At 57.7% G+C, this 19,111-nt stretch carries 17 protein-coding genes; 7 read left to right on the top strand and 10 right to left on the bottom strand.

Annotated elements, in window-relative coordinates; translation table 11 throughout:
- The first annotated feature begins 50 nt into the window (after positions 1–50).
- Entirely contained in the window at positions 51–1,253 is a 1,203-nt protein-coding gene (locus ABLU88_RS27790; RefSeq protein ID WP_014228591.1) for an MFS transporter, read from the top strand.
- Positions 1,253–2,068 (top strand): Cof-type HAD-IIB family hydrolase, encoded by an 816-nt coding sequence (locus tag ABLU88_RS27785; protein WP_348838765.1) that lies wholly within the window; start codon positions 1,253–1,255, stop codon positions 2,066–2,068. The genes ABLU88_RS27790 and ABLU88_RS27785 overlap by 1 nt, the downstream gene beginning before the upstream one ends.
- 47 nt (positions 2,069–2,115) lie before the next feature.
- On the opposite strand, the gene ABLU88_RS27780 is transcribed toward ABLU88_RS27785, so the two are convergent.
- Complete coding sequence (locus ABLU88_RS27780) at positions 2,116–3,351, bottom strand: MFS transporter (RefSeq protein WP_032748874.1); 1,236 nt, start codon at positions 3,349–3,351, stop codon at positions 2,116–2,118.
- A gap of 318 nt (positions 3,352–3,669) precedes the next feature.
- Here ABLU88_RS27780 and ybjG point away from each other — a divergent pair, with 318 nt between their 5' ends.
- Together ybjG and deoR are read left to right on the top strand one after the other, a co-directional pair.
- On the top strand, positions 3,670–4,263 hold the full coding sequence (ybjG, locus tag ABLU88_RS27775) for an undecaprenyl-diphosphate phosphatase (protein ID WP_103815376.1): 594 nt from the start codon (positions 3,670–3,672) through the stop codon (positions 4,261–4,263).
- Between the two features lie 125 nt (positions 4,264–4,388).
- Entirely contained in the window at positions 4,389–5,147 is a 759-nt protein-coding gene (gene deoR, locus ABLU88_RS27770; protein WP_004849345.1) for a DNA-binding transcriptional repressor DeoR, read from the top strand.
- A 28-nt stretch (positions 5,148–5,175) separates the two neighbouring features.
- Here deoR and dacC read toward each other — a convergent pair whose 3' ends face one another.
- Positions 5,176–6,378 carry a serine-type D-Ala-D-Ala carboxypeptidase gene (gene dacC / locus ABLU88_RS27765; protein WP_032721350.1) on the bottom strand — a complete coding sequence of 401 codons (1,203 nt, stop codon included), beginning with the start codon at positions 6,376–6,378 and terminating at the stop codon, positions 5,176–5,178.
- 257 nt (positions 6,379–6,635) lie between these two features.
- On the opposite strand from dacC, the gene ABLU88_RS27760 reads away from it, so the two are divergent.
- The gene (locus ABLU88_RS27760; RefSeq protein WP_025108075.1) at positions 6,636–7,262 is read left to right on the top strand and encodes a glutathione S-transferase family protein; all 627 of its coding nucleotides are present in this window, start codon (positions 6,636–6,638) and stop codon (positions 7,260–7,262) included.
- A 2-nt stretch (positions 7,263–7,264) separates the two neighbouring features.
- Here ABLU88_RS27760 and ABLU88_RS27755 read toward each other — a convergent pair whose 3' ends face one another.
- On the bottom strand, positions 7,265–8,380 hold the full coding sequence (locus tag ABLU88_RS27755) for a PQQ-dependent sugar dehydrogenase (protein WP_025108076.1): 1,116 nt from the start codon (positions 8,378–8,380) through the stop codon (positions 7,265–7,267).
- 103 nt (positions 8,381–8,483) lie between these two features.
- Positions 8,484–8,867 carry a biofilm formation regulator BssR gene (gene bssR / locus ABLU88_RS27750; protein ID WP_004849210.1) on the bottom strand — a complete coding sequence of 128 codons (384 nt, stop codon included), beginning with the start codon at positions 8,865–8,867 and terminating at the stop codon, positions 8,484–8,486.
- 380 nt (positions 8,868–9,247) lie between these two features.
- On the opposite strand from bssR, the gene ABLU88_RS27745 reads away from it, so the two are divergent.
- Positions 9,248–10,489, top strand: a complete 1,242-nt coding sequence (locus ABLU88_RS27745) for an oligosaccharide MFS transporter (RefSeq protein ID WP_348838786.1) — start codon at positions 9,248–9,250, stop codon at positions 10,487–10,489.
- Positions 10,490–10,522: 33 nt separating this feature from the next.
- Here ABLU88_RS27745 and ABLU88_RS27740 read toward each other — a convergent pair whose 3' ends face one another.
- Positions 10,523–11,002: a hypothetical protein gene (locus ABLU88_RS27740; protein WP_161506334.1), complete on the bottom strand. Its 480-nt coding sequence runs from the start codon at positions 11,000–11,002 to the stop codon at positions 10,523–10,525.
- 296 nt (positions 11,003–11,298) lie between these two features.
- Between ABLU88_RS27740 and rimO the strand changes: the two genes are divergently transcribed.
- Positions 11,299–12,624, top strand: a complete 1,326-nt coding sequence (gene rimO / locus ABLU88_RS27735; RefSeq protein ID WP_009653812.1) for a 30S ribosomal protein S12 methylthiotransferase RimO — start codon at positions 11,299–11,301, stop codon at positions 12,622–12,624.
- A gap of 125 nt (positions 12,625–12,749) precedes the next feature.
- Here the strand turns inward: rimO and gsiD are convergent, their stop codons facing one another.
- From gsiD to iaaA, 5 genes are read right to left on the bottom strand one after another with little or no spacing between them, the layout of a single operon-like run.
- Complete coding sequence (gene gsiD / locus ABLU88_RS27730; protein ID WP_009653837.1) at positions 12,750–13,661, bottom strand: glutathione ABC transporter permease GsiD; 912 nt, start codon at positions 13,659–13,661, stop codon at positions 12,750–12,752.
- A 1-nt stretch (position 13,662) separates the two neighbouring features.
- Positions 13,663–14,583, bottom strand: a complete 921-nt coding sequence (gene gsiC, locus ABLU88_RS27725) for a glutathione ABC transporter permease GsiC (RefSeq protein WP_009653824.1) — start codon at positions 14,581–14,583, stop codon at positions 13,663–13,665.
- 52 nt (positions 14,584–14,635) lie between these two features.
- Positions 14,636–16,174, bottom strand: coding sequence for a glutathione ABC transporter substrate-binding protein GsiB (gsiB, locus tag ABLU88_RS27720; protein WP_348838759.1), 1,539 nt, complete (start codon positions 16,172–16,174; stop codon positions 14,636–14,638).
- 37 nt (positions 16,175–16,211) lie between these two features.
- Entirely contained in the window at positions 16,212–18,065 is a 1,854-nt protein-coding gene (gene gsiA / locus ABLU88_RS27715) for a glutathione ABC transporter ATP-binding protein GsiA (protein WP_048261108.1), read from the bottom strand.
- Positions 18,066–18,077: 12 nt separating this feature from the next.
- Positions 18,078–19,019 (bottom strand): beta-aspartyl-peptidase, encoded by a 942-nt coding sequence (iaaA, locus tag ABLU88_RS27710; protein WP_048261110.1) that lies wholly within the window; start codon positions 19,017–19,019, stop codon positions 18,078–18,080.
- Between the last annotated feature and the right edge of the window lie 92 nt (positions 19,020–19,111).

Below are 19,111 nucleotides of genomic sequence, written 5' to 3'. Positions count from 1 at the left end.
CACAACCTTGCTACTGTTGTCTGCATCTCTTCACTCTCGGGCATTTACGGATGACAGCGCAAACCTCCCGCAGAGCCCTTCAGCTAAGGCTGTGGGCGCTCTTCATGTTCTTTTTTATCCCCGGATTACTCATGGCCTCATGGGCGACCCGCACGCCGGCGATTCGCGATCTGCTCGCGCTATCGACGGCGGAAATGGGGATTGTATTATTTGGACTATCAATAGGTTCGATGAGCGGCATCCTCTGCTCAGCGTGGCTGGTCAATCGATTCGGCACCCGTAAAGTGATTCGCGCCACCATGTCCTGCGCGGTGGTCGGCATGCTGGTGCTCAGCGCCGCGCTATGGTTTACCTCGGCGGTGCTGTTTGCTATCGGCTTAGCCATCTTCGGCGCCAGCTTTGGCTCCGCGGAAGTGGCCATTAACGTCGAAGGCGCCGCCGTTGAACGTGAGATGAATAAAACCGTCCTGCCGATGATGCATGGTTTCTACAGCTTCGGTACGCTCGTCGGCGCCGGGATTGGTATGGCGGTAACCGGCTTCGGCCTGCCCGCCGCGCCGCACATCCTGCTGGCGGCGCTGGTGGCCGTCGCCCCCATTGCTATCGCCATTCGCGCGATCCCTGAAGGCACCGGCAAAAATGCGGCGGAAGCGGCGCGCCATGAAGGCAAAGGCCTGCCGATATGGCGCGATGCCCAGCTGCTGCTGATTGGCGCGATCGTCCTGGCCATGGCCTTTGCTGAAGGCTCCGCCAACGACTGGCTGCCGCTGCTGATGGTTGACGGCCACGGCTTCAGCCCAACCTCCGGCTCGCTGATTTACGCAGGCTTCACCCTCGGCATGACCCTTGGCCGCTTTACCGGCGGCTGGTTTATTGACCGCTACAGCCGGGTGACGGTGGTTCGCGCCAGCGCGGTAATGGGCGCCCTGGGCATTGGCCTGATTATTTTCGTCGATAACCCGTGGGTCGCCGGTCTCTCCGTACTATTATGGGGCCTCGGCGCGTCGCTGGGCTTCCCGCTGACCATTTCTGCCGCCAGCGACACCGGCCCTGATGCGCCGAAGCGCGTCAGCGTGGTGGCGATTACCGGCTACCTCGCCTTCCTCGTCGGGCCGCCGCTGCTGGGCTTTCTCGGCGAACACTTCGGCCTGCGCAGCGCCATGATGGTGGTGCTGGCACTCGTGCTGGTCGCGGCCATCGTCGCCCGCGCGGTAGCGAAGCCACAATCTGAACCCGTGATGGAGAACAGTTAATGAGCATCAAAATGATTGCGGTAGACATGGACGGCACCTTTCTGAGCGATGCCAAAACCTATAACCGTCAGCGCTTCCTCGCCCAGTATCAACGGATGCGCGAGCAGGGCATCCGCTTCGTCGTTGCCAGCGGCAACCAGTATTACCAGCTTATCTCCTTCTTCCCCGAGGTTGCCCATGAGATCGCCTTTGTCGCCGAAAACGGCGGCTGGGTGGTCAGCGCCGGCGAGGACGTGTTTAACTGCCGGATGCCGCAGGAGCATTTCAATACTGTTATCGACCATCTCCAGACGCTGACCAACATTGAAATCATCGCCTGCGGTAAGCGCAGCGCTTATACCCTCAACCAGTATAATGATGAGCTGAAAGCGGTCGCGGCGAAGTATTATCATCGCCTCGAACTGGTCGACGATTTTAATCATATTGCTGATGATGAGATTCTGAAGTTCGGTCTCAACGTCCCGGACCAGCTGATCCCGCAGATACAGCCGAAGCTGCACGCTGCGCTTGGCGATATGGTGACCGCGGTCGCTACCGGCTACGGCAGCATTGACCTGATTATTCCCGGCGTGCATAAAGCCAACGGACTGCGCATCCTGCAGGAACGCTGGGGGATCGAGAACAATGAAGTGGTGGCGTTTGGCGATAGCGGCAACGATATCGAAATGCTGCAGCATGCCGGCTTCGGTTTCGCCATGGCCAACGCCGCCGCGCCGGTGAAGGCCGTCGCCAGCTACCGCGCGCCGCACAATAACGAAGAAGGCGTGCTGCATATTATTGATAAAGTGCTTAATCGCGAAGCGCCGTTCGCCTGAGGCCGCGCCTGCTGCGGCGCGTAACGTCGCAGCAGGGCATCTGAAGATTACTGCGGTTCGAGGGAGCTGCCTACGCGTTTATCCTTCAGGAAGTAGACCGTCATCGCCAGCCAGAGCACCCCACTCAGCAGGTTGAGCAAGCTGAAGAGTCCGCTGCCGCCAGCCTCATAGGCGTGCTTGCTCACTTCGATACCCACGGTAAAGATTAGCATTTGCAGCATCCCCATCGCCGCCGACACCGTTCCCTTGCTCATCTCGCTGGCAAACAGCGTCAGGCGTACCAGCCCGGCGTTAGCGAGCCCAATCCCGAAGGCGTAAACGCTCAGCCCGGCGGTCATCCACAGATACGCGTGGGTTGACGCCACCGTCGCGACGGCGGAGATCAGCAGGCCGATCATAATTGGCCAGCCGCCGAGAATAATCAGCGAACGCACCGTCTTGCGGGAAGTCTGGCGCGCCAGCACCAGGTTACCGGCAATCAGCGCGCCAAATATCGGCACCTGCAGCAGACCATACTCGTAGCTGGTCGCCTGCTCGCCGCTGATGATGATCACCGGCGATTGGGCAATCCACGCCAGCAGCGGCAGGCTGACAAAACCGGTGGCCAGCGCGCCGGCGACAAAACGCAGGTTTTTCAGCACCTCACGATAATCACGCCCCAGCTCTTTAACCGATAGCTTCTCGCCCATGCGGGTGGCGGTTTCCGGCATCGCCTTCTGTAGCCCAAAAAAGGCGATAGCGGCCAGCACGGCAAACAGGACAAACATCATCTCCCACGGCAGGAGATGAACCCAGGCCGCGCCCACCAGCGGCCCAAGCAGCGGCGCAATCAGCGCGACGTTGGCCATCAGCGCCGTGATCTTGATGCACACCGCCTCTTCAAAAGACTCCTGTATCGCCGCATAGCCAACCGCGCCGATAAAGCACAGGCTGATGCCCTGCAAAAAGCGCAGCAGCGTGAACTGCTCAATCGTCTGCGCCAGCAGCGTCGCCAGGCAGGTCACGATAAACCATACCACCCCGGTCAGCATGACCGGACGGCGGCCGATGCGATCCGAAAGCGGCCCCAGCAGCCACTGCAAAAACATACCGCCTGCCAGATAGGCGGTCATTGAGGTCGGAACCCACTCATTGCCCACGCCAAACTCTTCCACCACCGAGAGCATACCCGGCTGGATCATGTCATTGCCGATATAGGTGGCGAATTCGTATAACACCAGGCACAGCGGAAAGAGCAGCGCCTGACGTCCGAGGCGTTTGCCTGAAAGCGAAGAATTGTGCATGAAATCTCTTATTTAAATAAAACCGCGCAAAGTTTAATGAAAGTCGTGCCGGGGAGATAGTGAATTGTGAGCGATGAAGAGAAATATCGCCACGCAGAGACCGCGTCGCCATCACCGAATGAAAATCCCACTGTATATATTTCGTTTATGTTTCAATTAGATTACAGGCTATATACTCCTTTACTCAGTCTGTTAACGAAGCCACATACGCACTTTCATTCATAACAAACTGATAATTAAGACAATACTGCTTTACCTTATCGCCACCGTTTTTTAAGGTGGGCGGCTTGTTGCTAACGGACCCAAGAGCCTGGATGTATGCTGGAAAATATTAACTACTCGCTGTTTGCATTCCTCAATGCCACCCCCGCGTCGCCGTGGTGGGCAATTGAAATCGCGACGTTTATCGCCAAAGACCTGATTATTATTGTGCCATTATTGGTATTCGCCTTATGGCTTTGGGGGCCAAACCAGCGTCAGCTAGTATTTAAGGTGATGATGGCGCTCGCGATTAGCCTCACGCTTTCATGGATATTCGGCGTGTTTTTTCCGCATGAACGTCCGTTTGCCGCCGGTGTGGGCTATAACTTCCTGCATCATTCACCCAATAACTCCTTCCCAAGCAATCACGGTACTATCTGCTTTACCTTTGCGCTGGCCTTTATGTTCTGGCACCGCCTGTGGTCGGGCGCGCTGCTTATCGCCGTTGCCTGCGCGATTGCCTGGGCCCGGGTCTATCTCGGCGTTCACTGGCCGATGGACATGCTGGGCGGGCTTCTCACCGCGATGCTCGCCTGCCTTAGCGCCCAACTGCTGTGGCAAAGCGGCGGAAAAACCCTCTATCAGCATCTGCAGCGGCTGTACCGCCTGTTCTTTTCGCTGCCGATTCGCAAAGGCTGGGTGCGCGAATAGACGTTCCTGACCAGCCGGTAAAGTTGCGGCAGCGCCCGATTCCTGCGCGTGACTAAGCCTCTTCCGGCAGGTAAAATCGCCGCTGACGCCCTGTCAATGCAGGGCGCTTTCAGCTTAGAGGGAATATGGAAACTCGTCGTGACGAACGCATCAGCCAGCTTATTCAGGCACTCAAGCGCAGTGATAAACTCCATCTAAAAGAAGCGGCCACCCTGCTTGGCGTGTCAGAGATGACCATTCGTCGCGACCTCAACGGCCACAGCGGCCCGGTCGTGTTGCTGGGCGGCTATATCGTTCTGGAGCCGCGCAGCGCAACGCACTATCTGCTGAGCGATCAGAAAACGCGCCTTGTGGATGAAAAACGCCGCGCAGCCCGCCATGCGGCAAAGCTGCTTGAGCCCCACCAGATGGCCTTTTTTGACTGCGGGACCACCACGCCGTGGATCATCGACGCCATCGATAGCGCCCTGCCCTTTACCGGCGTCTGCTATTCGCTCAATACCTTTCTTTCCTTACAGGAAAAGCCCCAGTGCCGCGCAATTTTGTGCGGCGGCGAGTTCCACGCCAGCAACGCCATTTTTAAACCGCTAAGCCTGCAGGATACGCTGAGCCACCTGTGCCCGGACATCGCGTTTTATTCCGCCGCGGGCGTCGATTGCGAGCAGGGCGCGACCTGTTTTAACCTGGAAGAGCTGCCGGTCAAACACTGGGCGATGAAAAGCGCTCGCTACCACGTGCTGGTTGTCGATCACAGTAAATTCGGCAAAGTCCGGCCGGCGCGGATGGGGGATTTATCGCAGTTTGACGTAATAGCCAGCGACGTCTGTCCGGATGACGATCTGCTCGCGCTGGCGAAGGAAAAACAAATTTCACTGCTTTACTAACCGCGCCCCGCAGGGCGCGGCCTGCATTTTAAGAGAACCAACCGCCGAACCAGCCGTGCAGTTTCATCAGCACGAAATCGATCATCCGGCTAAAGAAACCGCCTTCGTTTACCGCTTCCATCACAATCAGCGGCCGCTGCTCAATGGTTTTATCATTCAGTTTAAAGTCGATGGTGCCGACCACCTGCCCTTTGGTCAGCGGCGCGGTCAGCTGCGTATCGTTCAGGGTGTAGCTGGCCTTGAGGTTTTTCAGCTGGCCTTTCGGCAGCGTGATGGAACCCGCCTCGCCCGCCCCCAGCTTCGCTTCACTGCTATCGCCAAACCAGACGCGCTGGGTAATGAAGGTGGCATCGGGTTTAATCGGCGTCACGGTTTCATAGAAGCGGAATCCCCAGGTCAGCAGTTTTTCTGATTCGTTAAAACGGATACGGTCAGTTTTGGTGCCGAGCACGACGGCAATCAGGCGCATATCGTTTTGCGTCGCGGAAGAAACCAGATTGTAGCCCGCCCCGGCGGTGGTCCCGGTTTTCACCCCATCAGCGTTGAGGTTCGTGCTCCACAGCAGGCGGTTGCGGTTCGGCTGGCGGATTTTGTTGAAGGTGAACTCTTTTTCTTTATGGATCGCATACTCTTCCGGCACGTCATGGATCATCGCTTTGGTGAGCAGCGCCATATCGCGGGCGGTACTGAACTGACCCGGCGCGTCCAGACCGTGCACGGTCATAAAGGTGGTGTTGGTCAGGCCCATTTTCTGCGCATAGCCGTTCATCAGGCTGACAAACGCGTCCTGGCTGCCCGCCACGTAGTCGGCTATCGCGATGCTGGCGTCGTTGCCGGACTGAATGATGACGCCCTTGTTAAGATCTTCTACCGACACCTGCATCCCCGGCTTGAGGAACATCACCGAAGAGCCGCGCAGCGCCGGGTTACCGGTGGCCCACGCATCGCGTCCGATGGTCACCATATCAGTAGACTTAATCTTACCCGCCTTTAACGCCTGGCCGACAACGTAGCTGGTCATGATTTTGGTCAGGCTCGCCGGGTCGAGTTTTTCGTCGGCATTGCCTTCGCTGAGCACTTTGCCGCTGGCATAGTCCATCAGGATCCAGGCTCGCGCGTCAATGGATGGCGCATCGGGGAGTTGTTCCGCAGCCTGCACCGCAGGCGCAACGAGAAGTAAAAGCGCGCAGCCTGCCGCGAGGCCGCGAAGGGAAAAAGCATCATGCGTCATAAGAGCCACCCAAGTATCCTTTCCAAACAAAAATATGCCGCCACACTCGTTCCGCGCCGCAGCAGCCGGTGAGTAAAGCGTACAAATGACCTTAAAGAAACAGCGAGTTGGTAAAGTTTTTAAAGTTTACGCAATAACCTCGCCCGGTGCTGCAAACAGCGCAATTTTTTTGATCGCGGTTGCCTAAATATTAACTTTATTCCAACATGAATGCTCACTACGCCGCAACGGCGGCGAAATAAAAAGCAGGAGCGGATATGATTACGCTGTGGGGCAGAAATAACTCGACCAATGTGAAGAAAGTGCGCTGGGTGCTGGAAGAACTCGACCTCCCGTATCAGCAAATTCTGGCAGGCCTGGAGTTCGGTCTGAATCACGATCCGGCCTATCTGGTCATGAATCCCAATGGGCTGGTACCGCTATTGAAAGATGAGACGACCGATATCGTGCTCTGGGAATCAAACACCATTATCCGCTATCTGGCCGCGCAGTATGGTCAGGATCGCCTGTGGGTGGAGTCGCCCGCCGAACGCGCTCAGGGAGAGAAATGGATGGACTGGGCCAACGGTTCGCTCTCGCCGGCCCATCGGCCGATTTTAATGGGGCTGGTGAGAACCCCGCCGGAAAAACGCGACCCCGCCGCGATTGAAGCCGGTATTGCCACCTGCGAGACCCTGTTCGCCATTCTCGATGACGAACTGTCGCGCCGTCAGTGGCTATCAGGCGACGCCTTCGGCCTCGGCGATATCGCCGTCGCGCCGTTCATTTATAACCTGCTGGAGACCGTGAAAACCTGGCAACCGCGCCCGCACCTGCAGCGCTGGTATCAGCAGATTAACCAGCGCCAGGTCTGGCGCAACGTGGTGATGATCCCGGTCACCTGATATTAGCCCGCCGGGCTCACCCTCAGCAGCTCGCCGTTGGATTCGTCGGTTAAGACATACAGATAGCCATCGGGTCCAACGCGCACATCACGGATACGTTTACCGCGATCGCCCAGAATCCGCTCCTGTTCCGTCACCTTATTGCCGTCAACCTTGAGGACAATCAGCGACGTATCCTTCAGCGCGCCGATAAATAGCCTGTGCTGCCACTGCGGGAAGGTCGGCGCGTTGTAAAACGCCATACCGCTCACCGCTGGCGACTTCGCCCAGACAAACAGCGGCGCTTCGGTTCCCTCCAGCGTTTTGCCTTTGGCCTCCGGGATCGGCAGGCCGCTATAGTTAATGCCGTGCGTCGCCAGCGGCCAGCCGTAGTTTTTCCCTTTTTGCACCAGGTTGATCTCATCCCCGCCGCGCGGGCCGTGTTCATTTAACCACAGCGTATCGCTCCACGGGTTCATCGCCATCCCCTGGGGGTTGCGAATACCGTAAGACCAGATTTCCGGCCTGACGCCAGCCTGGCCGACAAAAGGATTATCGTCCGGGACCTTGCCATCAGCCGTTAGCCGCACCACTTTTCCCTGCAGCTTATCGAGATCCTGAGCGGTCGAACGCTGGTTATTCTCCCCGAGACCGATAAACAAATAACCGCGGCCGTCGAACACCAGCCGCCCGCCAAAATGGTTGCCGGTTGAGAGCTTCGGCTGCTGGCGGAAAACCACCTGGAAGTTTTCCAGGCGCTGGAGATCCTCGCTCAGTCGGCCGTAGCCTACGGCGGTCCCGGCCTTGTCGTCACTCCCGCCTTCGGCGTAGCTTAGCCAGACCCGGCGCGACTGGGCGAAATCCGGGGCCAGCGCCACGTCAAGCAGCCCCCCCTGCCCGTTGGCCCAGACCTGCGGTACGCCCGAGATCGCAGGCGCGAGGCCTTTTTCCCGCTGCCACAGCCGGAGCTCGCCGCCGCGCAGGGTCATCAGAATGCCCCGATCGTCCGGAAGAAAGGCCAGCGCCCACGGGTGTTCAAGCTGGTTCTGCAGCACCTCTACGCGCTCCCGGGCGGCAAGGGCAGCCGCAGGCAGCAACAGTGCGGTAAGGGCTATCATCAGGGTAATGGTCTGGCGCATGGCATACTCCTTTTGTCAGCAATGCGATAAGGGTAGCCAGCGTGGAAAAACGGGAAGGGATTTTTACATAACATTAATCGGGGGGAGCAGGCTCCCCCCGATCTCAGGCATGAGTAATGGGCTTGGAATCATTCAATTTATGAATATTTAGCCGCAATACCGCCAGGCAGCTTTCCAGCTTATCTACGTCGACAGCGATGTAGGACGGGCAATCATGATGTCCGCTCAGCAGGCACACCGCCGCGGAAGCGACGGCTTCGCCCGCCAGCCGCAGGGCATCCTTTTCCTCCGGCGCAACGACGTGCTGCAGGCGCGGCGCGTGTTGACGCATTTCATGGCACAGTTCAAACAAGTTATCCCGTAGATGGTCGTTTTCGCTGACTGACATATAGCCTTTTGCTTTACGCAGCTGTAAATAAGCATCGAGATCAATGTTGGCATTAATCAGCTTATTCATCAGGTTACGATATAGTCTGTCAACGCTCATCGCGGTTCCTCCTCTGTCGTCCTTTACCACAATCATAATATGGTCATTTTTTGTACAAAACGATGAGGCAGATCAATAATTCTCAGGTCATTAACATCCTTTACAATGTTACAACGAAGCTTAAAATCCCCACCTGCGACATCATCTCCTGAAAGCCACAAAATGTTATACGTTCTCATAAAAGTAAAAATTCCAACCCTGGGATATAAAATCATTTATTGCAGTAATGATCACAAATTAGCGCAATTCACGTTGCCAGAAAATGCCGCCGGGTGTCATATCATCAAATAAAATGTATTACGTATAACATCCAATAAGAACGGCAGGCATATCGATCCTGTTTGTAACCTTTATCTCTATCGCTTGAAGGAACTGAAATGATGACGCCCGGCAAAAGAAACTATATCTTGTTGAGTCTTTTCGATTTCCTCTATCTCTTCGCCTGGTCCTCGACCATGGCGTTCTTTGTGATCTGGACGACTCAGCACCTCGGGATTAGCGCAACGAAAACCGGCCTGCTCTACTCGATCAACGCCTTTATTGCCCTGCTGATGCAGCCCTTCTTCGGCTTTATTTCCGATAAGTTCGGCCTGAAAAAGCGGCTGATCTGGATCCTGGTCGCCATGCTGCTACCGGTAGGCCCGTTCTTTATTTATTTGTACACGCCGCTGCTGGTGCACAGCTTCTGGCTGGGTGCGCTGCTTGGCGGAGTATACCTGGGAATAATTTTTAACTCCGGCTGCGGGGTGATTGATTCGTATATTGATAAAATTTCGCGGCGCTACCAGTTCGAATATGGCCGGGTAAGAATGTGGGGATCGTTAGGCTGGGCCGCCGCCGCGTGGATCGTCGGCAAGTATATCGACAGCAATCCGAACCTCGCCTTCTGGCTGGCGAGTATCGCCATTGTGATTGCCGCGCTCTGTTTTATGCTGACCAAAATCGAGCTGACCGAAGCGGAAATGCAGAAAACCAGCGCGCTGAAAGTTTCGCATGCCCTGGAGCTGGCGAAGAACGGCCAGTTCTGGATGCTGCTGGTCTTTACCCTGTTCGTCACGCAAATCTACGACACCTACGATCAGCAGTTTGCCCAGTACTTTTCTCTGCAGTTCCCGACGCCGGAAGAAGGCAATCGCTGGTACGGCATTTTGGCCTCCATTCAGGTATGCGGCGAGACGCTGTTTTTATGCCTGATGCCGTGGTTCGTAAACCGCACCGGCGCGAAATGGGCGCTGATCATCGCCGGACTGATCATGTCGGTGCGTATCGTCGGCTCCGCGATTCCGCTGGGCCCGGTGTGGATCGGCGCGGTCAAAATGATGCATGCGCTGGAAAAACCGCTGATTCTGGTGTCGGTGTTTAAATTTATCGCCGCCAACTTCGACAACAAGCTCTCCTCGACGGTCTACCTGCTGGTGCTGTTCGTCGCCTCCATCGCCACCGCGATTTACTCGCCGCTGGCCGGGTATTTGTACGACACCATCGGCTTCGCGCATACCTATTATATTCTGGGCGGCATTGCCGGGCTGTTTACGCTGATCTCGGTATTTACGCTGCGCGACAATAGAGAACCGACCGCGCCGGGGGCTGCGCCAGGCGCTGGCGTTGCGCAAAGCCATTAATTAAAATTCGCCCGGAAGCCTTTTTCGGGCAAATTAGCGGAAGCTCCACTGCACGCTCATCACAAATATGGCCGGGACGATAATGCCCGTTTCCACGCCGAAATAATCGGTAAAATTGTACTGCAGGCCATGATAAATATAGGGAGAGAAACCGACGCCGGTGATTTTCTTCGCCGTTCGATAGGTGCCTGAATCCCCGCAATCGCGAAAGGCTTTAAAGAAAAACTCGCCGGTATAGGCATAGACGCCCTTGAACGTCCAGCCGCTTGCCCCCGCGTACCAGTCTCTCCTCGCTCCTAAAGAGAGGCAGCGGTCGGCAAAGCTATTCTTCATGGTGCCGGCCAACAGGCTGTACTTTGAATCCGCTGACAGCTTGCGCTCAACGGAAAAAAATTGGTTATTGAATTTTTCGTTATATTGACCGTGATTGCCGGTCATGTGATAAACAAAGGAACCGGTATTGACCGAATATAACGCCATCTCGTTGGCATAAACGGGCGTCGCGCCAATCATGGCCAGCGCGCAGACGAAACCACCCAACTTTTTAAACATGGGAAACCTGATAAAAATAAAGACTGAAAGCAGCGGCTATTTTACCGCTTCAGGTTAAACCAGATCTAAACCGACTTCCCCGGGTTGCAAGATAAAAGGTGAATAACTCCCTTATTTTGATTAACAATCTGGATAATCATCCCGATAAAAAGAAACACGGACATCGCCAGGCTAACAAGAAAAGGAGTATAAACTTTCCGCCGATCTCTGTAGAATCCCTGCCCTGACCATCCCAATAATTGAACACTTTTTAAGCTATGAGCAATGTCACCCCTCAGCCGAAGATCGGCTTTGTCTCTCTGGGCTGCCCGAAAAACCTCGTGGACTCAGAACGTATCCTGACTGAACTGCGTACCGAAGGATATGACGTGGTTCCCTCCTACGATAACGCTGATATGGTTATCGTTAACACCTGCGGCTTTATCGATAGCGCCGTGCAGGAGTCGCTGGAAGCGATTGGCGAAGCGTTGAAAGAAAACGGCAAAGTGATCGTCACCGGCTGCCTGGGCGCAAAAGAAGATCAGATCCGCGAAGTGCATCCGAAGGTGCTGGAAATTACCGGCCCGCACAGCTATGAACAGGTGCTGGAACACGTCCACCACTACGCGCCGAAGCCTAAACACAACCCGTTCCTCAGCCTGGTGCCGGAACAGGGCGTGAAGCTGACGCCGCGTCATTACGCTTACTTAAAAATTTCCGAAGGCTGCAACCATCGCTGCACCTTCTGCATCATCCCGTCAATGCGCGGCGATCTGGTCAGCCGTCCGATTGGCGAAGTGCTGGCGGAAGCCAAACGCCTGGCCGACGCCGGCGTCAAAGAGCTGCTGGTGATCTCTCAGGACACCTCCGCCTACGGCGTTGATGTCAAACATCGCAGCGGTTTCCACAACGGTATGCCGGTCAAAACCAGTATGGTTAGCCTGTGCGAAGAGCTGGCGAAGCTCGGTATCTGGGTGCGCCTGCACTACGTCTATCCATACCCGCACGTCGATGATGTGATCCCGCTGATGGCGGAAGGCAAAATTCTGCCCTACCTCGATATTCCGCTGCAGCACGCCAGCCCGCGTATCCTCAAGATGATGAAGCGTCCGGGCTCCGCCGACCGTCAGCTGGCGCGCATCAAGCAGTGGCGCGAAGTCTGCCCGGAACTCACCCTGCGCTCGACCTTTATCGTCGGCTTCCCGGGTGAAACGGAAGACGATTTCCAGATGCTGCTCGACTTCCTGAAAGAAGCCCGCCTCGACCGCGTCGGCTGCTTCAAATACAGCCCGGTGGAAGGCGCGACCGCCAACGAACTGGCGGATCAGGTGCCGGAAGAGGTGAAAGAAGAGCGCTGGAACCGCTTTATGCAGCTGCAGCAGCAGATCTCCGCCGAGCGCCTGCAGGAGAAAGTCGGTCGTGAAATTATGGTGCTGATCGACGAAGTGGATGAAGAAGGGGCAATTGGCCGCAGCATGGCCGATGCGCCGGAAATCGACGGCGCGGTCTACCTGAACGGTGAGAGTAAAGTCAAACCGGGCGACGTTGTGCGGGTGAAAGTCGAGCACGCCGACGAATACGATCTGTGGGGCAGCCGGGTTTAATTCCGCCCGCTTAACCTATCCCGGATGACGGCGCTCGCGCGCCTTATCCGGGCGACAAAACCGCACAGGATTAACGTGCGGTGTGCTTTCCCGGACACCTGTCCGGGCTGCACAATCCTCGAACGCTACCCTTTTATCCTCGGATCCAGCGCATCGCGCAGGCCGTCACCCAGCAGGTTAAACGCCAGCACCGTCAGAAAAATCGCGATTGCCGGGAACAGCGCCACGTGCGGCGCCATCACCATATCCGCCCGCGCCTCGTTCAGCATCGCCCCCCACTCCGGCGTCGGCGGCTGCGCGCCAAGCCCCAGAAATGACAGGCTGGCAGCGGAGATAATCGACACCCCGATACGCATCGTAAAGTAGACCACAATCGATGATACCGTTCCGGGCAATATATGATTAAACAGGATGGTAGCATCGCTGGCGCCGATGCTGCGCGCCGACTCAATAAAGGTCTGCTGCTTAAGCACCAGGGTATTGCCGCGCACCAGACGCGCAAAGGCCGGGATCGAAAAGATCGCCACCGCGATGATGACGTTCGACATCCCGCTCCCCATTACCGCCACGACCGCAATTGCCAGCAAAATCCCCGGGAAAGCGAACAGCACGTCGCAGATACGCATAATGATGCGATCCCACCAGCCTTCGTAATACCCGGCCAGTAGCCCAAGTACGGTGCCGATGGCCGCGCCGATGAATACCGCCAGTACCCCGGCGGCCAGCGAGATCTGCGCGCCGACCAGCACCCGACTAAAGATATCCCGCCCCAGCGAATCAACGCCGAACCAGTGCATCATTGACGGTCCGTCGTTGAGCCGGTCGTAATCAAAATAGTTTTCCGCGTCGAACGGCGCAATCCACGGCGCCACAATCGCCACCGCAATCAGCAGCAGAACAAATACCCCCGCTCCCATCGCCACCGGCTGACCGCGAAACCGCCGCCAGAACTCGTGCCACGGGGTACGTATCTGCCCGGGTTTAATCCCCGGCATCGCGTTGATAGCCGCTTGTCTTCTCCAGTTGAGCAATCGCACCTTACTTGTACCTGATAGCCGGATTAATGGCGGCATACAGCACGTCCACCACTAAATTAATAAGAATAAACTCCAGCGAAAACAGGAGAACTTCCGCCTGAATCACCGGATAGTCGCGCATCTCCACCGAGTCCACCAGCAGACGCCCGAGGCCTGGCCAGTTAAAGACCTTCTCCACCACGATTGAACCGCCGAGCAAAAAGCCGAACTGCAGCCCCATCATGGTCACCACCGGGATCATCGCGTTGCGCAGGCCGTGCTTGAGCACCACCAGCGTTTCGCTGACGCCTTTTGCCCGCGCGGTACGCATGTAATCTTCATGCAGGACATCGACGAACGAGGCGCGGGTAAAGCGCGCCATCACCGCCGCCACCGCCGCGCCCAGGGTCAGCGAAGGCAGAATATAGTGGCGCCAGCTGTCGGCACCCACCGTCGGCAGCCAGCCCAGCTCAACGGAAAAGACCTGCATCAGCAGCATGCCGAGCGCGAACGCCGGGAACGAGATGCCGGTTACCGCCAGCGCCATTCCCAGGCGATCCGGCCAGCGGTTGCGCCAGACTGCCGCCACGATCCCCGCCGCCATACCGAAGATCACCGCCCAGCTCATGCTGGCGAGCGTTAACCAGAACGTGGGCATGAAACGGCTGGCGATTTCGCTGCTTACCGGGCGACGCGAGGCCATCGAGGTACCGAAATCCCCCTGCACAATATTGCTGATATAGTGCCAGAACTGCACGTGCAGCGGCCGATCGAGCCCCAGCTGCTGGCGCACCATTCCCACCACCTGAGCATCGGCTTCCGGTCCGGCAATCAGCCGCGCCGGGTCCCCGGGCAGCATATGCACGAACAGAAACACCAGCACCGCCACAATCAGCAGCGTGGGGATCAGTCCCAGCAGGCGTTTAATCACATAATTGAGCATGCTTCTCCTTGCGCGAAGTCCCCGCAGCCTGCGCCCGGGGACCCGCAGCTATCTACTTAAGATCCGCCTGTTCAAAGCTAAATCCGGTATCCGGCTGGATATAGAATCCGGTCAGATTTTTACTGTGCGCCGAGACCAGTTTCTCTACCACCAGCGGCACCCACGGCGACTCTTTCCAGATAGTATCCTGCGCGTCTTTATACAGCCGCGTTTTTTCCTGCGCATCGGTGGTTTTCAGCGCGTCGTTGAGGTCTTTATCCACCTGGGGATTGCTATAGAAAGCCGTATTGAACAGGGTCGGCGGCCAGTTCTGCGACGCGAACAGCGGCGACAGCGCCCAGTCCGCTTCTCCGGTCGACGCCGACCAGCCGGTATAGAACATGCGTACGCCGCTCTCTTTCTGCCCCTTACCTTCCACTTCCGCCGCGCGCTGGCCCGCATCCATCGCCGTCAGCTGCGCCTTAATGCCCACCTGCGCCAGCTGCTGCTGGGTAAATTGCAGCACTTTCTGCGCCGTGCTGTGGTTGTGCGACGACCACAGCGTGGTGCTAAATCCATTCGGATAGCCCGCCTCTTTCAGCAGCTCGCGGGCCTTCGCCGGATCGTACGGCCAGGCGCTGTAGCTTTCAGCGTAGGCAATTGACGGCGGTACCACGCCGGTCGCCGGGGTGGCATAGCCCGCAAAGGCGACTTTTACCAGCGCCTGACGGTTAATGGCGTAGTTAATCGCCTCGCGCACTTTGGGGTTATCAAACGGCTTCTGCGTCACGTTCATGCTGATATAGCGCTGCATGATCGACGGGCTGGCCACCAGCTCCAGCTTGCTGTTTTTCGCCAGCAGCGGCGCCTGCTCGTAAGGGATCGGGAACGCAAACTGCGCTTCGCCGGTCTGCAGCATCGCCGCGCGGGTATTGTTATCCACGACCGGACGCCAGGTGATGGAGTCCAGCTTCGGCAGCCCCGGCTGCCAGTAACCGGCGAACTTCTTCACTTTAACGAAGTCGGTCTGATTCCAGGTGTCGAGCTGGTACGGGCCGGTGCCAACCGGATGGAAACCAATCTCTTTACCATATTTCTTCAGCGCCGCCGGAGAAATCATCGCCGTCGCCGGGTGGGCCAGGATATTGATAAACGCCGAGAAAGGCTGTTTGAGAGTAATTTTCACCGTTGTCGGGTCAACCGCCTCGGTGCTGGCGATATTTTTATACAGGTTATAGCGCTTGAGATGATTTTCCGGATTGCTGGCGCGATCGAGGTTCGCTTTAACCGCTTCGGCATTGAACTCGGTTCCGTCCTGGAACTTCACCCCCGGATGCAGCTTAATGGTATACACCAGGCCGTCCGGGGAAACGGTATAGCTTTCCGCCAGCACGTTTTGCAATTTCATCTCTTTATCAAGGCCGAACAGCCCCTGATAGAGCGACTTCGCGACGGCCTGCGACAGCGTGTCGTTAGCATCATACGGGTCGAGGGTCGTAAAGTTAGAGCCGACCGCCACCACCACATCTTTTGCGGCCAGAGCCGGAGCCGCTGTCAGCGCCGAGGCGACGCCCAGCGCCAACAGCCATTTGCCTGATACGCGTTGAGTCATGTTGTTCTCCTGAAATGCTGCATTATTGGTGTCGTTGTTAGCGCGCCAGCACGTCGGCGGCGGGCTCTCTGGCGACAAAGTGCCCCGGTCCCACCTGCTGTAATGGCGTACCGATCCCCTCTTCGCCCCGCTTGAAGATGTTGCCCGGCAGCTCGTCTGAGAGCAGCACGCGCTGCGGACGACGATGCGCAGGATCGGCCACCGGAACGGCGGCCATCAGTTTACGGGTATAGGGGTGCTGCGGGTTTTCAAACACGGCGCGGCGCGGGCCGATCTCGACAATACGCCCGCGATACATCACCGCCACGCGGTGGCTGATGCGCTCAACCACCGCCATGTCATGGGAGATAAACAGAAATGCGATACCCATCTCACGCTGTAGATCGAGCATCAGATTGATAATTTGCGCGCGAATCGACACATCAAGCGCCGATACCGACTCATCGGCAATCACCACTTTCGGATTGAGCGCCAGCGCGCGGGCAATACAGATGCGCTGCCGCTGGCCGCCGGAAAACTCGTGCGGATAGCGCCACGCATGCTCCGGCTCCAGCCCGACGCGTTCCAGCAGCCAGCTGACCCGCTCACGAGCGGCATCGCCCTCCAGCAGCCGATGCACGCGCAGCGGTTCCATAATCGAATAGCCCACCGTTTGCCGTGGGTCGAGGGAAGCGTAGGGGTCCTGAAAGATAAACTGGATATCGCGGCGCAGCGCCTGAAGCTTACTGCCCGTCAGCGTATCAATCCGCTGGCCGTTGAAGGTGATGCTGCCGCCCTGAGTTTCCACCAGCCGCAGCAGCGCCCGGCCGGTCGTTGATTTACCGCAGCCGGACTCCCCCACCAGGCTCAGGGTTTCGCCGGGCCATAAATCAAAGCTGACCTTTTCGACCGCATGCACCTCGCGGGTAATGCGGTTGAGAATGCCGCTACGCAGCGGGAAGCGCGCCACCAGATCGCGAACTTTCAGGATCGGTTCCCCGGGCACAACGGTGTTCTGCCCCTCCGGCGACGGGCTCTGGTTTAACAGCGGGAAGAGGCGCGGCAGCGAAGTGCCGCGCATTGCCCCCAGCCGCGGCACCGCGGCCAGCAGCGCCTGAGTATACGGGTGCTTCGGCGCGCGGAAAATCTCTTCCACGCTGCCGGTTTCCACCGCTTCGCCGCGATACATCACCAGCACGCGGTCGGCGATATCGGCGACCACCCCCATATCGTGGGTAATAAAGATAACGCCCATCGCCATCTCTTTTTGCAGGACGGCAATCAGCTGTAAAATCTGCGCCTGAATAGTCACGTCCAGCGCGGTGGTCGGTTCATCGGCAATCAGCACAGCCGGTCGGCAGGAGAGCGCCATGGCGATCATCACCCGCTGACGCATCCCGCCGGAAAGCTGATGCGGATAGCGCGAGAGCATGGCTTCCGCTTCCGGAATGCGCACCTGATCGAGCATTTTCTTCGCTTCGCGCAGGGCCTCATCATGCTTCAGGCCCTGGTGTAAGCGGATAGATTCGGCAATCTGTTCACCGATGGTGAAGACCGGATTCAGCGACGTCATCGGCTCCTGGAAGATCATCGCCATATCCGCGCCGCGCACGCCGCGCATCTCGGTTTCAGACTGTTCGCTCAGCTCAATCACCTGCCGGCTGCGACGACGCAGCAGCAGCGCATCGCTGCGCACTTCGCTGACCGCCTGGTCGAGCAGGCGCATCAGCGCCAGGGACGTCACCGACTTCCCGGAGCCGGACTCGCCGACAATCGCCAGCGTCTCGCCGCGCCGCAGGGTAAACGACAGGTCGCGGACGGCGGAAAAAGCCTGCTGCTGCTGATTGAACACGACGTTCAGGCCGCGCACCTGCAGAACATCATCGGCATCGATTTCTTGACTATGCGGCAACGCCCTTTCCTCTTATTCGCGATAAATACCAATCGTGGGCGTATCGCCCGCATAACACCAGGCCCGGTACATGCCTTCGCTATTAAACGGCAGCGCCACGTTGCCTTCTCTGTCGATGGCGATCAGGCCGCCGCTGCCGCCCAGCGCCGGAAGTTTCTCCATCACCACCCTTTCGCAGGCCTCCTGCAGGCTGAGCTGGCTATACTCCATCAGCGCCGAAATATCGTAGGCCGCGAGCGTACGTATAAACACTTCGCCGGTACCGGTACAGGAAACGGCGACGCTGGCGTTATTGGCATAGCAGCCCGCACCGGGCAGCGGGCTGTCGCCGACGCGTCCCGGTAGCTTATTGGTCATGCCGCCGGTGGAGGTCGCCGCCGCGAGGTTGCCCGCCAGATCCATCGCGACCGCGCCGACGGTGCCCATTTTGTGCCGTTCATCCAGCGGCGCGGCGTGATGATCGAGCACGATATCGTCGCCCTCCTGCGCCTGACGCAGCTGCAGCAAACGCTCGGGAGTCGAAAACAGGCTGTTATCGACCCGCGCCATACCGCGGGAAGCGGCAAACGCTTCCGCCCCCTCGCCAATCAACAGCACGTGCGGGCTTTGCTCCAGCACCAGACGCGCCGCCAGCACCGGATTGCGTAAATGCTGAACCCCGGCCACGGCCCCCGCCTGTAAGCTGTAACCATCCATCACGCAGGCATCGAGCTCATGGCGGGTATCGCGGGTAAATACCGAGCCAATACCGGCGTTAAATAACGGGCACTCCTCCAGCAGCCGGACCGCTTCGGTGACCGTATCCAGCGCGCTGGCCCCGGCAGCCAGCATTTTTTGTCCACTATCGACAATCGCCGACAGCGCCGCCACGTACTCCCGCTCGCGCGCCGGCGTCATCTGCGCGCGGCTAATCGCCCCGGCCCCGCCGTGAATTGCTATAACCGCCTTACCCATTGCGCCATTCCTTAACGATAAAGTGTATAAATATCATTATCGTGCTGACTGTCCTATACAATTTTTGAATATAGAAAGAGCGGACGGTGATG

It is taken from the genome of Klebsiella sp. GW_Kp182 (assembly GCF_040062275.1).
In the GTDB taxonomy this organism is placed as follows: Bacteria; Pseudomonadota; Gammaproteobacteria; order Enterobacterales; family Enterobacteriaceae; genus Klebsiella; species Klebsiella michiganensis.
The sequence above is the reverse complement of the archived record's forward strand: the minus strand, read 5'-3'. Positions and strand labels throughout refer to the sequence as shown.

What these genes read in the sequence shown, in the direction of transcription:
- ABLU88_RS27790 (WP_014228591.1), top strand. Translation starts at nt 51, where the DNA reads ATGACAGCGCAAACCTCCCGCAGAGCCCTTCAGCTAAGGCTGTGGGCG.
- ABLU88_RS27785 (WP_348838765.1), top strand. Translation starts at nt 1,253, where the DNA reads ATGAGCATCAAAATGATTGCGGTAGACATGGACGGCACCTTTCTGAGC.
- ABLU88_RS27780 (WP_032748874.1), bottom strand. Translation starts at nt 3,351, where the DNA reads ATGCACAATTCTTCGCTTTCAGGCAAACGCCTCGGACGTCAGGCGCTG.
- ybjG (WP_103815376.1), top strand. Translation starts at nt 3,670, where the DNA reads ATGCTGGAAAATATTAACTACTCGCTGTTTGCATTCCTCAATGCCACC.
- deoR (WP_004849345.1), top strand. Translation starts at nt 4,389, where the DNA reads ATGGAAACTCGTCGTGACGAACGCATCAGCCAGCTTATTCAGGCACTC.
- dacC (WP_032721350.1), bottom strand. Translation starts at nt 6,378, where the DNA reads ATGACGCATGATGCTTTTTCCCTTCGCGGCCTCGCGGCAGGCTGCGCG.
- ABLU88_RS27760 (WP_025108075.1), top strand. Translation starts at nt 6,636, where the DNA reads ATGATTACGCTGTGGGGCAGAAATAACTCGACCAATGTGAAGAAAGTG.
- ABLU88_RS27755 (WP_025108076.1), bottom strand. Translation starts at nt 8,380, where the DNA reads ATGCGCCAGACCATTACCCTGATGATAGCCCTTACCGCACTGTTGCTG.
- bssR (WP_004849210.1), bottom strand. Translation starts at nt 8,867, where the DNA reads ATGAGCGTTGACAGACTATATCGTAACCTGATGAATAAGCTGATTAAT.
- ABLU88_RS27745 (WP_348838786.1), top strand. Translation starts at nt 9,248, where the DNA reads ATGACGCCCGGCAAAAGAAACTATATCTTGTTGAGTCTTTTCGATTTC.
- ABLU88_RS27740 (WP_161506334.1), bottom strand. Translation starts at nt 11,002, where the DNA reads ATGATTGGCGCGACGCCCGTTTATGCCAACGAGATGGCGTTATATTCG.
- rimO (WP_009653812.1), top strand. Translation starts at nt 11,299, where the DNA reads ATGAGCAATGTCACCCCTCAGCCGAAGATCGGCTTTGTCTCTCTGGGC.
- gsiC (WP_009653824.1), bottom strand. Translation starts at nt 14,583, where the DNA reads ATGCTCAATTATGTGATTAAACGCCTGCTGGGACTGATCCCCACGCTG.
- gsiB (WP_348838759.1), bottom strand. Translation starts at nt 16,174, where the DNA reads ATGACTCAACGCGTATCAGGCAAATGGCTGTTGGCGCTGGGCGTCGCC.
- iaaA (WP_048261110.1), bottom strand. Translation starts at nt 19,019, where the DNA reads ATGGGTAAGGCGGTTATAGCAATTCACGGCGGGGCCGGGGCGATTAGC.